This is a genomic window from Polaribacter sp., from assembly GCF_049276715.1.
Lineage (GTDB): Bacteria > Bacteroidota > Bacteroidia > Flavobacteriales > Flavobacteriaceae > Polaribacter.
This window is the reverse complement of record NZ_JBASWY010000030.1, coordinates 18,750-31,830: the sequence shown is the minus strand read 5'-3', so window position 1 is coordinate 31,830 and position 13,081 is coordinate 18,750. Positions and strand designations below refer to the sequence as shown.

14 protein-coding genes are annotated in these 13,081 nt (G+C 30.1%); 6 read left to right on the top strand and 8 right to left on the bottom strand.

What is annotated here, in order from left to right; translation table 11 throughout:
- Positions 1 to 109: 109 nt before the first annotated feature.
- Positions 110 to 466 carry a helix-turn-helix domain-containing protein gene (locus WAO74_RS08900; protein ID WP_422161349.1) on the bottom strand — a complete coding sequence of 119 codons (357 nt, stop codon included), beginning with the start codon at positions 464 to 466 and terminating at the stop codon, positions 110 to 112.
- Between the two features lie 345 nt (positions 467 to 811).
- Here WAO74_RS08900 and WAO74_RS08895 point away from each other — a divergent pair, with 345 nt between their 5' ends.
- From WAO74_RS08895 to WAO74_RS08875, 5 genes are all read left to right on the top strand, one after another.
- Positions 812 to 1,870 (top strand): M14 family metallopeptidase, encoded by a 1,059-nt coding sequence (locus tag WAO74_RS08895; protein ID WP_422161347.1) that lies wholly within the window; start codon positions 812 to 814, stop codon positions 1,868 to 1,870.
- 76 nt (positions 1,871 to 1,946) lie between these two features.
- Complete coding sequence (locus WAO74_RS08890; protein WP_397446547.1) at positions 1,947 to 2,426, top strand: Lrp/AsnC family transcriptional regulator; 480 nt, start codon at positions 1,947 to 1,949, stop codon at positions 2,424 to 2,426.
- A gap of 113 nt (positions 2,427 to 2,539) precedes the next feature.
- A complete protein-coding gene (locus WAO74_RS08885) occupies positions 2,540 to 4,531 on the top strand; it encodes an alpha-ketoacid dehydrogenase subunit alpha/beta (RefSeq protein WP_422161344.1) in 1,992 nt (663 codons plus the stop codon).
- 31 nt (positions 4,532 to 4,562) lie between these two features.
- The gene (locus tag WAO74_RS08880) at positions 4,563 to 5,567 is read left to right on the top strand and encodes an NADP-dependent oxidoreductase (protein WP_422161342.1); all 1,005 of its coding nucleotides are present in this window, start codon (positions 4,563 to 4,565) and stop codon (positions 5,565 to 5,567) included.
- Positions 5,568 to 5,569: 2 nt separating this feature from the next.
- Positions 5,570 to 5,755 (top strand): CPXCG motif-containing cysteine-rich protein, encoded by a 186-nt coding sequence (locus WAO74_RS08875; protein WP_422161340.1) that lies wholly within the window; start codon positions 5,570 to 5,572, stop codon positions 5,753 to 5,755.
- 113 nt (positions 5,756 to 5,868) lie between these two features.
- Here WAO74_RS08875 and WAO74_RS08870 read toward each other — a convergent pair whose 3' ends face one another.
- Entirely contained in the window at positions 5,869 to 6,573 is a 705-nt protein-coding gene (locus WAO74_RS08870) for a pseudouridine synthase (RefSeq protein ID WP_422161338.1), read from the bottom strand.
- Positions 6,574 to 6,673: 100 nt separating this feature from the next.
- Between WAO74_RS08870 and WAO74_RS08865 the strand changes: the two genes are divergently transcribed.
- Positions 6,674 to 7,210, top strand: a complete 537-nt coding sequence (locus WAO74_RS08865) for a DUF4251 domain-containing protein (RefSeq protein ID WP_422161336.1) — start codon at positions 6,674 to 6,676, stop codon at positions 7,208 to 7,210.
- 1 nt (position 7,211) lies between these two features.
- Here the strand turns inward: WAO74_RS08865 and WAO74_RS08860 are convergent, their stop codons facing one another.
- The 6 genes from WAO74_RS08860 to WAO74_RS08835 form a co-directional block, all read right to left on the bottom strand.
- Complete coding sequence (locus WAO74_RS08860) at positions 7,212 to 7,646, bottom strand: DUF805 domain-containing protein (RefSeq protein WP_422161334.1); 435 nt, start codon at positions 7,644 to 7,646, stop codon at positions 7,212 to 7,214.
- A gap of 46 nt (positions 7,647 to 7,692) precedes the next feature.
- On the bottom strand, positions 7,693 to 9,027 hold the full coding sequence (locus WAO74_RS08855) for a DUF58 domain-containing protein (RefSeq protein WP_422161332.1): 1,335 nt from the start codon (positions 9,025 to 9,027) through the stop codon (positions 7,693 to 7,695).
- An 87-nt stretch (positions 9,028 to 9,114) separates the two neighbouring features.
- Positions 9,115 to 10,131: an AAA family ATPase gene (locus WAO74_RS08850; RefSeq protein ID WP_422161331.1), complete on the bottom strand. Its 1,017-nt coding sequence runs from the start codon at positions 10,129 to 10,131 to the stop codon at positions 9,115 to 9,117.
- Between the two features lie 3 nt (positions 10,132 to 10,134).
- A complete protein-coding gene (locus WAO74_RS08845; RefSeq protein ID WP_422161329.1) occupies positions 10,135 to 11,403 on the bottom strand; it encodes a DUF4350 domain-containing protein in 1,269 nt (422 codons plus the stop codon).
- Positions 11,403 to 12,107: a hypothetical protein gene (locus WAO74_RS08840; protein ID WP_422161328.1), complete on the bottom strand. Its 705-nt coding sequence runs from the start codon at positions 12,105 to 12,107 to the stop codon at positions 11,403 to 11,405. Before WAO74_RS08840 ends, WAO74_RS08845 begins: the two co-directional genes overlap by 1 nt.
- Positions 12,108 to 13,073: a stage II sporulation protein M gene (locus WAO74_RS08835; protein ID WP_422161326.1), complete on the bottom strand. Its 966-nt coding sequence runs from the start codon at positions 13,071 to 13,073 to the stop codon at positions 12,108 to 12,110.
- Positions 13,074 to 13,081: the final 8 nt, after the last annotated feature.

The window sequence follows — 13,081 nt, the reverse complement described above, 5'->3', positions numbered from 1 at the left end:
CTAAAACGAATTGATTTATTTTTCTTTCTAAACTTCCAACTTCCAACTTCCAACTTCCAACTTCCAACTTCCAACTTCCAACTTCCAACTTCCAACTTCCAACTCAGAACTATTTCTTATACTCATCAAAAGTTCCATCTGCATAAAAAACGACTATTTTTTCAATTCTTTTTTTATCACTAGAAATTTCATTTTCTGAAAATAAAGATGGAGTAGAAGTAGGGTTTTCTGTCACTATGTTTTTAGGAAAAGTACCTTTTCCATTTAACAACCAATGAATATCTACATCATTAAATTCGGAAGTTATTTTCAAAATAAAATCCAAACTAGGTTTATTTCTGCCAGATAAAATATGCGAAATACTTGAACGTTGAACACCGATTTTATCTGCAAATAAGGACGCAGATAAATCGTGATAATCCATTACTTTTTTAATTCTAGCTGTAAATTCTGTACTGTTTATCATTGTAAAAAAATATTGCATTACAAATGTAAATCAATAAAAATCCCTATCAAAATATATTGTTTTTTAATTTTTTAAAATAAAATATATATTAAATAAATACTTTAAATGAAATTTATAAATAATTGAAAAATAATAATTTAAATGTAAAATATAATATTCTATAAATTTGATTTATTTGCAAACTTAAATCTTAATGACAAAAGACAATTCTTTGTTTACAAAAGTAACAAAACTTGGCTTTTCAGATGTTTACATTTGTAAAATCTTACAGATTTACATTTGTAACAATACAATTGGATGCTAGTTTGCAATCATGTAAATTTGCTTTTCTAAATGTTATCAACCGTGAGTAATTTAACACCAAAATTTTTAAAAGAATTTTTTAATCTTCATAAGGAAACTTCATTATTTGGAAAGTGGATTACTTTTAATGATATTGAAAAATTATTTGAAAAACACAAGGTTGTTTTTGTAATAAATCAACTCGGTTTTTCTGAACAAGAAAGACCTATTTATACTTTGAAAATTGGCTCAGGTAAAAAGAAAATTTTATTGTGGAGCCAAATGCATGGAAATGAAAGTACAGGAACCAAAGCTTTATTTGATTTGTTTAATTGCTTTTCGAATTCAACTTCAGAAGAATTTAAAACCATTTTAAAAGAATGCACGTTGCTTTTTATACCGATGTTAAATCCTGATGGAGCAAAAGCATATACAAGAGTAAATGCAAATAATGTTGATTTAAATAGAGATGCTGTTGATAGAGTAGCGAAAGAAAGCAAACTTTTAAGAACTGTTTTAGAAGAATTTAATCCACAATTTTGTTTCAATTTACATGATCAGAGAACCATTTTTGGTGTGGAAGGCACAAAGAACCCAGCAACTATATCATTTTTAGCACCTTCAGAGGAAGAAACAAGGGCTTTAACAGAAGGCAGAAAGCAAACGATGAACGTTATTGTAGCAATGAATGATTCGTTACAACAAATGATTCCGAATTTTGTAGGCAGATACACAGATGAGTTTTATCCAACAGCGACTGGCGATAATTTCCAAAAATTAGGTTACAATACTATTTTAATAGAATCTGGACATTATCCAAATGATTATCCAAGAGAAATTTCAAGAGAATATACCTTTTATGCTATTTTGCAAGGATTGCATCATATTGCAATTTCAAATGATTTTACAAAGTATACTGCATATTTTAAAATACCTAATAACGAAAAAATATTCTTTGATGTAATTCATCGAAACTCAGCTACAAAAAAAGTAGAAGCCTATCAATATGTAGATAAAATTATCGACGAACAATTAGTGTCAAAATTAGAAAAAGTAGATGAAATTGACTTGAAAGGTAAAATAGGACATAACGAAATCGTTTTCGAAGGTAATATTATTTAAGTATTTGTTAGCTTTATGCTTGTTTAGTTAAATTTAATTCATAAATTTGTATGAGAAATTGAATAATACATAAAAAATGAAAAAATTTATCTTAGACGAGATTGATCATCAGATTTTAGACATCTTAATCGAAAATGCAAGAACGCCATTTACAGACATTGCAAAACAACTTTTAGTTTCTGCAGGAACCATTCACGTTCGTGTAAAAAAAATGGAAGATGAGGGTATTATTCAGGGTTCTACTCTAACCTTGAACTACGAAAAAATGGGTTATTCTTTTATAGCACATGTGGGTGTTTATTTAGAGAAAACTTCGATGACACAAAGTGTGATAGAAAATTTAAGAAAAATACCAAACGTTACTGTTGCATATGTAACAGCAGGTAAATACAATATTTTCTGTAAAGTGAGAGCAAAAGGCACAAACGATGCTAAAGACATTATTTATAGAATAGACGATGTTCCTGGAGTGAACAGAACTGAAACTATGATTGCTTTAGAAGAAAGTATTAATGATAAAAAACGTATGATGCACGCTATTTTTGCAGATTTATAAACCGAATGAATCAACGATATTAAAAAGTCCTTATCAATTAAAATGATAAGGATTTTTTTATGCAATAAAATTCTTTATATGTATGTTTGTTACTATTACGAAATATATAATATATGTCTTCCAAAATTGAATATACTTTAAATTCAGAGCTCGATAATTCAACCTTATTATATTTATACAAAAGAATGCTAAAACCTCGTTTAATTGAGGAAAAAATGTTAATTCTTTTACGACAAGGGAAAATTTCTAAATGGTTTTCGGGTATTGGACAAGAAGCTATTTCTGTAGGAGTAACTTTAGCTCTAGAAAATGATGAGTATATTTTACCTATGCATAGAAATTTAGGTGTATTTACTTCTAGAGACATTCCTTTGCATCGATTATTTTCTCAATGGCAAGGAAAAATGAATGGGTTTACAAAAGGTAGAGATCGAAGTTTTCATTTTGGTACTCAAGATTATCATATAGTAGGTATGATTTCTCATTTAGGACCACAATTAGGCATTGCAGATGGAATTGCTCTTGCCAATAAATTAAAAAATAATAACAAAATTTGCGCTGTTTTTACAGGTGAAGGAGGTACAAGTGAAGGTGATTTTCATGAAGCTTTAAACGTGGCTTCTGTTTGGAGTTTACCTGTTTTATTCTGCGTGGAAAATAATGGATATGGATTATCAACTCCTGTAAATGAGCAGTTTAATTGTATAAATATTGCTGATAAAGGAATTGGTTATGGAATGGAAAGCCATATTATTCATGGTAACAATATTTTAGAAGTTTACACTAAAATAAATGAATTGGCTAAAAGTGTACGTAAAAATCCAAGACCTATTTTATTGGAGTTCAAAACTTTTAGAATGCGAGGCCATGAAGAAGCAAGTGGTACAAAATATGTTCCTCAAAATTTGTTAGATAATTGGGCAGCCAAAGATCCTATAGAAAATTATCAGGAATTTTTAAAAAATAAAGGGGTACTTACTGAAGAAATTGAAGTTTCTTATAAAGAAGAAATTGTTCATGAAATTAATGAACATCTTCAAATTGCGTTCGATGAAGAAAAAATAATCCCCAGTTTAGAAACAGAGTTAAATGATGTTTATAAATCGTTCGATTATCAAGAAATAGAGCCTTTATCAACCAAAAAAAGCATACGTTTTATAGATGCTATTTCTGATGGATTAAAATTATCGATGGAAAAACATGCTGATTTGGTAATTATGGGACAAGACATTGCAGAATATGGAGGAGCTTTTAAAATTACAGATGGTTTTGTAGAAAAATTTGGTAAAGAACGTATTATAAATACACCAATTTGCGAATCTGTTATAGTTTCTGCGGCTTATGGCTTATCTGTTAATGGCGTGAAATCTATTGTAGAAATGCAGTTTGCAGATTTTGTTTCATCAGGGTTTAATCCTATTGTAAATTTATTAGCAAAATCGAATTATAGATGGTCTCAAAATGCAGATGTTGTTGTGAGAATGCCTTGTGGAGCAGGAGTGGGGGCTGGCCCTTTTCATAGCCAAACCAATGAAGCTTGGTTTACAAAAACACCAGGTTTAAAAGTAGTATATCCTGCATTTCCTCAAGATGCAAAAGGTTTGTTAATTAGTGCAATTAACGATCCAAATCCGGTGTTATTTTTTGAACACAAAGGTTTGTATCGATCTGTTTATCAAGATGTTTCTGATGATTATTTTACTTTAGAAATAGGGAAAGCAGCATTGTTAAAAGAAGGAACTCAATTAACAATTATAAGTTTTGGAGCTGCAGTTCATTGGGTTTTAGAAGCATTAGAAACTTTAACAGCGATTTCTTGTGATGTAATTGATTTAAGAACTTTACAACCTTTAGATACAGAGACTATTTATCAATCAGTAAAAAAGACAGGAAAAGCAATTATTGTGCAAGAAGATTCTCTTTTTGGTGGAATTGCAAGTGATATCTCAGCATTAATTACAGAGAATTGTTTTGAATTTTTAGATGCGCCAGTAAAACGTGTGGCAAGTTTAGAAACACCAATTCCATTTCAATCAGATTTAGAAAAACAATATTTAGGGAAATCAACCTTAACAAAAGCGATACAAGAAATCCATAATTATTAATTATATTTAGCATCCGAATAAAAAACAACTCATGAATAACAAACAAATTATATTTAAAAAACGTCCATCAGGAACTCCAGATGCAGATACTTGGCAATTACAAACAAACCCAATTCCTGAATTAGAAGAAGGAGAAATTTTAGTGCAACATCATTATATTTCTTTAGATCCTGCAATGCGTGGTTGGATGAATGATACCAAATCATATATTCCTCCTGTGCAAATAGATGATGTAATGAGAGCTGGTTCTATTGGAAAAGTGATTAAAAATAATGGAAATCCAAAATTTGAAATTGGTGATGTAGTTACAAGTTGGGGTGGAGTGCAACAATATGCAATTACAAATGGAGATGGTTGGTATAAAGTAGATACACGTTTGGCGCCAATGCCAATGTATATTGGTACTTTAGGAATGCCAGGAATGACAGCGTATTTTGGAATTACTGAAGTTGGTAAAATTAAAGATGGTGATATTGTTCTAGTTTCTGGAGCTGCAGGTGCTGTTGGAAGCATCGTTGGACAAATTGCAAAAATTAAAGGATGCACAGTAATTGGTATTGCTGGAGGACAAGATAAATGCGATTATCTAATTAATGAATTAGGTTTCGATGATGCTATAAATTACAAATCTGAAAACATTTATACAGCTCTAAAGAAAAAATGCCCAAAAGGAATTGATGTGTATTTTGATAATGTTGGAGGTTTAATTTTAGATGCAGCTTTAAGTAAATTAAGAATGCATGCAAGAGTTGTTATTTGCGGAGCAATTTCGCAATACAATAATAAATCGAAAATTGATGGCCCAAGTAATTATTTGACTTTATTGGTTACACGTTCTACAATGCAAGGAATGGTTGTAATGGATTACTCTAAAGATTATGGGAAAGCTGCAAAACAAATGGGAATTTGGATGCAAGAAGGCAAACTTAAATCTAGAGAAGATATTTACGAAGGCATAGAAAACTTTCAAGAAACTTATAATAGATTATTCTCTGGTGATAAAAACGGAAAACTAGTTTTAAAAGTAATAGAGTAGTAGTGGAACAAGAGTATTTTTTTCAATGCCCATATTGTTGGGAAGAAATTTCGATGATTTTAGACAGTAGTGTAAGGCAACAAACTTATATCGAAGATTGTGAGGTTTGTTGCAACCCTATAGAAGTTTCTCCAACTTTCGAAAACGGGGAACTCATTGGGTTCGATTCGCAGTCTATTGAGCAATAGTAATTACACAGAGAAACTCAGAGTAAGCGCAGAGATTCACTGAGTTTTTTTTAAAAAAAATCTCTGTGAATCTCTGTGTTTTTTTCTTTTTGAAACTCTGTGAAATAATAGTTTTATAAAATCGGATTTCTCCAATCAAATTCCTCAAATAAAGAAATCCAATCATTAGGAAAAGATGCTTTTAAAATCATTTTTTCTGATGTAAAAGGATGTGTAAATTCTAATTTACCTGCATGTAAAAAAAGGTTTTTCCAACCGAAATTTTGTTCAAACATCATATCGTGATTTTTATCTCCATATTTGGCATCACCAATTAAAGGATGACTAATTTTGTTGGCATGCACTCTTAATTGATGCATTCTACCCGTTTTTGGAGATAATTCTACCAAACTATATCTAGAGGAATCATAAGGTTTTACAGGAATATTTAAGGTGACTTTTTCTAAAGTTTTCAATTCTGTTAAGGCTTCTTTGTGCACATTTGCATCACGCCCTTTTACAGGAGAATCGATTGTTTTTGAATCTGGAGAAAAACCACGAACAACCCCAAAATAGGTTTTCTGAATTTGATTATTGGTAAACAATTCTTGGAATTTAGAAACATATGAAGTTTGTTTTGCCAACAAAATAATGCCTGATGTTTTTCTATCCAATCTATGAATTGGGTACACTTTTAATCCTTTTTCGTTTTCTATAATTTGTAATAAAGAATCTTCATCTGCAACATTTCTCGAGTGAAAAGCGTGATGCACTAATATATTGTTAGGTTTGTTTACACAGAGTAAATACTCATCTTCAAAAATGATTTCTAAATTCATACGAATACTTTATCTTTAATGTCCAAATATAGATTCAAAAAAAAGAAATGTGGTATTAAATTTGATACATTTTTTCTAAGTTTTATTAAAAACAATCAAAATGAAGAACCGTTTTTTAATCCTTTTCGTTTTAGTTATTATCTCCAGTTGTTCCACTGCGAAAAAAATAGTATCTCTTGAGCAACTTGAAAGTTTAAAAAATGCCGTAGAAAATAATTTATTTGAAATGAATGCGAATTCTGCAAACCCTGTTGCTTTTGCAAATGTTAGAGGAATTGAAAATTTACTTCCTCCAGGAAGTAATGCAGCGAATATAAGTTTGGTAAATATCCCGAACTATTTTAGAGTACAAAAAGATAGTATTCAATTAGATTTGCCTTATTATGGGGAATTACAAATGCCAAGAGCTTATGGAGCTGATAATGGTTTGAGTTTTGAAGGCGCTCCTAAAAAAGTAGTAAAAGAGTTCAATGCTAAAAAAAACAGCTATTCAATTATTTATACTTTAAAGGCTGAAAACGAAAGTTTAAAAGCCACCTTAACTTTATTCGCTAATAATTCTGCTACTTTGCATCTAAACAGTAGTATTCGAACTACCATTGTTTATTATGGCAGTTGGAAAGCTTTAAGGCCTTAAATTACTCAGTTCCTATTTGATCAATTAAGCTATTATTTCCAATTCCCTTTGGATTTTCTCCCCATTGATTTTGTCTAGGATAGCTATCCATACAAGTAAATATTAAGATAATAAATGAGCCAATATAAGGCACAAAAGAAATTAAATACCACCAACCACTTTTGTTAGTATCATGCAACCTTCTTACAGTAACTGCTAATCCTGGTAAAAAAGTTCCAAGAATATATAATACCAAGAGAATAATTAAAAATATACTAGGTGCTTGCGGTTCCGAAGAATATCTAGCAGAAAAAAAGCCATCTGAAGAAAGTACAATAAGAGAAACCAGAATTGAAACGATAATTAAATGAAACAAAGTAAACATCCAAAATTCTTTTCTTCTTGCTCTACCTGTAAAGGTTACGTACTCTTTTAAAACTTTTAAATACCAATTCATATCAATTTTTTATAACTTAAATTAAGATTACGAAAGTAATAAATATTTAAAATAATCCTCTCGATTTTAAATCCAAATATTTGTTGATAGTGTTCCCAGTTAAATCCTTTGGATTGGTTAATACAGTTTGTATTCCGTATTTTTTTAACTCGTTTACAATTCTCTTTTTTTCGAACATAAATTTCTCTGCAATAATACTATCGTAGACTTTTTGAGTCGTATTTGCTTTCGAGTTTATTAACGATTCTAGCTCAGTATTTTTAAAGAAAACAACTACTACTAAATGGTTTTTTGCCAAAGCTCTTAGGTATGCCAGTTGCCTGTTTAAACCATCAATAGTTTCGAAATTTGTAAATAAAATTAAAAGACTTCTGTGTTTAATTTTTCTTTTAACCATGCTATATAAAGTGCCAAAATCCGATTCTTTAAAATTGGTTTTTATATTGTGCAAAGCTTCCGAAATTAAAGCCATTTGCGTATTTCTTCTTTCTGCAACCACCCAATCTTCTAGCTTTGTAGAAAACGTTAACATACCTGCTTTGTCTTGTTTTTTAATCACAATATTGCTAATAGCCAAAGTTGCATTTACTGCATAATCTAGCAAACTTAAGCCTTCGAATTGCATTTGCATTGCACGTCCTTTATCAATAATTGTATATACAGATTGCGATTTTTCTTGCATAAATTGATTTACCATCAATTGACTTCTTTTCGCAGTTGCTTTCCAGTTTAAAGTTCGAATGTCATCACCAGAAACGTACTCTTTTATTTGTTCGAATTCTAAAGAATTCCCTATTTTTCTAACTTTTCTATTTCCATAAGAAACACTAGAACTATTGAAAACTTTTAAATTGAACTCACCTAAGTTTAAAAAAGACGGATAGCATTTCAGTTCTTTTTTATCACCTAAAATGTGTTTTTTTGTAGCCAATTGCAACAAAGAACTAGTATACACGTTGATGTTTCCAAAAACATAAACTCCTCTTTCTTTTGGAGTTAGATTGTAATAAAGTGTTTTTTCTTCTTTACTTTTTAGAATTTGATTAAAAATAAAATCTCTTTTTTGAAATTGAAAAGGGATCTCTTCAATTAAAGATAGATGAACCACAAAAGTGTATTTATTTTTAAGTTCAATAGCTATTTTATTTTCATCTCCATTAGAGAGTTTTTCAGGTAGCAAACGCTTTAATTCGATTCCGTTTTTAATTCTATATAAAAGAATTATATCTATAATGGTTAAAGTGCAAAGCATCCATAAGAGCACTTTTGTAACTTCAAACAAAAAAGGAACAAAAAAACCAACCACAAACAAAACAGCTAAGGCTGCTATGCAATAGAAAAAACGAGTGTTTAAAAATAAAGTGTTGTAGAAGTGTTTCAAGTTGATGTTTAAAAGTTTAATCGCCTAATTGTTTTTATTTTAAAATCTATTTGTCTTTCTTGTGAAAGCAGGAATGACAGAAAATATTTACCTCGGAATTTCTACTGATTCAATAATTTGTTCTATTATTTGTTTGCTGGTAACTCCTTCCATTTCTCTTTCTGGAGTAACAATTACTCTATGTTGTAAAACAGGTATTGTAGCTCTTTTTACATCTTCTGGTGTTACAAAATCTCTACCATCAATTGCTGCAAAGGCTTTAGAAGCTGCTAAAATAGCAATACTCGCTCTTGGTGAAGCTCCTAAATACAACAGCGAATTTGAGCGTGTATTTACTACAATATTTGCAATGTATTTTAACAAGTTTTCTTCTATTTTAATTTGTTTTACCAAACTTCTATATTCCAAAATTTTACTACCAGTAATTACGGTTTCGATTTTACTTATTTTTGTAGTATTTACCAAAGCTTGCTCTCTTACAATAATTTCTAATTCTTCATTTGATGTTGGATATTCTACAATTACTTTAAATAAAAATCGATCTAATTGTGCTTCTGGCAATCTGTAAGTTCCTTCTTGTTCTATAGGATTTTGGGTAGCTAAAACCATAAAAGGTTCGCTCATGCTATAGGAAACGCCATCCATAGTTATTTGTTGCTCTTCCATAACTTCGAACAAGGCAGCTTGCGTTTTTGCAGGTGCTCTATTGATTTCATCAATTAAAATCATATTCGAAAAAATAGGCCCTTTTTTAAACTCGAAATCAGAAATTTTAGCATTAAAAACAGACGTTCCTAAAATATCTGAAGGCATTAAATCTGGTGTGAATTGAATTCTACTAAAATCGATATCTATGGTTTTAGAAAGTAATTTTGCAGTTATAGTTTTGGCAACTCCTGGCACACCTTCTATTAACACATGACCATTAGAAAGCAGGGCAACTAGTAGCAAATCCATCATTTCTTTTTGCCCAACAATTACTTTTTGCAATTCGCCTTTTATCTTAAAAACACTTGCTTGTAATTCAGATAAATCAATTCGGTTTTCGAATGTTATTTCTGTTGAATTTTCTTCCGGATTTATTTCGTTATTTGGTGTTTCCATATCTTATTTTTTTAAAAATGTATGAATCATTTTGTGCAACACAAGGAGTTCTTCTTGAGTACATTCTGATTTCTTATGTAAAGTTATAATTGAATTTATTAAATACTTCGTTTGGTGCATCTCATTGCCAGATTTGGCTGCCAAATTTGCTATAAAAGCCTTGTTTAAATTGCTGGTATCTAGCAAGTATTTTGTTCTTACTTTTTCTAGGAAATACACTATTTTTTTATCGACCAAATTCTTATGATTTTGCTCTTTTAAATACAAGCTAGAAATGGTTTGTGTAAAGGCAACTGTGGTGTTTTCTAAAGGGTTTATAATAGGAATAACTCTTTGTTTTCTCTTGGCATTAAAAAAAAGAAACAGCAATAAACCTGCTAAAGAAACAAATAAAAACCATGTTAAGGTTTCGTGTTGTAAGAAAAATTTAAAGACAGATTGCCTATCATCTTCTCTTTGCTTGGAGTATTTGCTGTATTTTGTATGTGGATCCCAGAATAGGGTAGAAGAAGGCAAATAAGACAGCAAATGACTTGAATAGGTTTCTTTGTTTTTTAAGAGAAAATAATTGGTAAAAACCACAGGATTGGTATGCACATAAATCGCTCCTTTTCCATGATAGATCTTTAAAAAATTGGGCACTTTTTCCCCATCAATTTTGGTGGTTCCTAAAACTAGGGTATTGTTCTCATTATAAGTTATAAAATAGTGTCTTCTAATATTTCTATCGAAAGTAAAAGGTTGATTCTCGAATTTTTTATCATTTAAGTAAAACTCACCTTTCATCGAAATTAAATCAATCACTCCGAATTTATCCTCGTCTAAATTGTTGGTGGTTATTTCTAGCTTTTCTTTTAAATCTTCGTTAAAATAGTTGAGGGCTAAAAAAGCTGTATTTCCATCAGAAACAAAGGCTAATAAATCGTTAATTCCGTCTGCAGGTAGTTTATTTGCATTGTTTTTTATAATAATATAATTGCCAAAATCTGCTCTTTTGGTTTCGTAATTGGTAAAAAGATAATCGTAAAAATTTTCCTTTAAAAGAATTACTTTTTCATTTTTAAAGAGGTTAGTGGCTTCTTTATAAGCTATATAGGTGCCAAAAGGACTTTTCTCTTTTTCTCTAAAGTTTTCGCTCCAATTGGTTTTTTTACAACTGGTTAGCAATACTAAAGAAACTAAAAACAAAATAGTTTTCGATACTATTTTTCGTAACTCAAAATTACTTGAACTGATAAAATGGAATCGTTTAGAAAGGTTTTTTAGTAGCATCAAACTATAGATTTTAAAAAAGATTGATACTTATTTTCTGCCACTTTAAAGCTGTTTTCATCTACTATAAATTCTCCATACCAAACATAGGCATATATATAAGAAAGATAAGAAAATTGATTACGCATTTCTTCGTTTTCTATTTCGAAAGCATATTCTGCGTTGGTTTTATCCTTATGATAATCAATTAGTTTCTTATTTGATAATCCTTTTAAAACGGTTAAGTAATAGTAACGAATTGCCAATCTAAATTCTTTATCCTGAATGCATTTCTGCAGTAAAAAAGATAAATTCACTTCGTGGATTTCATCATCTGTATACACTAACTTTTCACTCAGTTTTTTATTGCTGTTTTTAGTTTTCCAAAATCGAACATCTATATTCAGTGCTACTTTTAGAATTACAAATACCAAAAAGACACCCAAGAGCAAAGGGAAAACTTTACTCATAAAAAAGATAAAAGAACTTAAGAAACCCATATTTGGTAAAGAGGCATTCTTTGCTACTTCTTCTTCTGTATATTCAAAATCAGGCCCTGAATAAGTTTCGTTTAAATGATTAGAAAACACCCTTTCCTCTGCTATGTCTGTAGACATTTTATAGACAATCGTGTCTTTTTGATTCGCTGTAATAGCTTCATCTATTTCTTGTGCAAAGCCATTGAAAGCTATTAAAAAGAGGAGGGAAGTAAGTATTTTTTTCATTTACCTTAAATTGTGTTTTTGTGCCACTTTATAAGGCATTATAAGATAGTAATAACTAATGGTTATGAGGCAAAAGAAAATAATAGCAAAGCAAAAAATAGGATGCATTCTATTGGAATATCTTGTTACATAACCCTCTAAAAATGCTGCAATAATGGTAAAAGGAATGGTGCTGAGAAAGATATAAAAAGCTTCTTTAACGCCTATTTTAAAAGATTGAAATCGTTTTAAAGTACCTGGAAATAAAATACTAGCTCCAATAATATAACCAGCTCCAGCTTCTATAATCATTCCGAAAATTTCGTAGGTTCCATGAATCCAAATTCCTTTTAAACTATCTAATAAAGTATTCTGTTGATAAAAAAAAGCTTGAAAAACTGCCACCATTATTGCGTTGTAAACAATGTAGAAACAAGTGCCAATTCCTAAAAATAAACCTGATAAAAACATATTTAAGCCCACTCTTTGGTTGTTATCGTAAATACCAATAAAGGTTGCCCAATTGCTTCCGCTTTTGTAAATAGCCATGGCATCTCCACTTTCTATGTTTTCTAAGGTTTGATCTACATAAGAATTGCCTAATATTTGACGAGCAAAAGTTTCATCATTAAAGGTAGAAATTAACCCAATAAAAAAACAAACAAAGAAAAAAATAAAGGAGATATAGAAATATTTGCGGTATTTGTAGGAGAGGAGTGGTACTTTTTCTAAAAAGAAGTACAAAATTATATTACGATCTCGTCTTTTTGAATCGTATACAGTATCGAAACTTGTTTTTGCCAATTTATTTAAGTAGCTGGTAACCTTGCTTTTAGGATAATAGGTTTGGGCATAAACCAAATCGTTCATGATTTTAATATGCAAGTTAGCCACATCATCTGGACTTTTTTTCTCTTTATTTAGAAAAGAATGTTCAAATTCGAGCCATTTTTCTTTATTTTGCTTAATAAAAGCGACCTCTCTCATATAGAGCG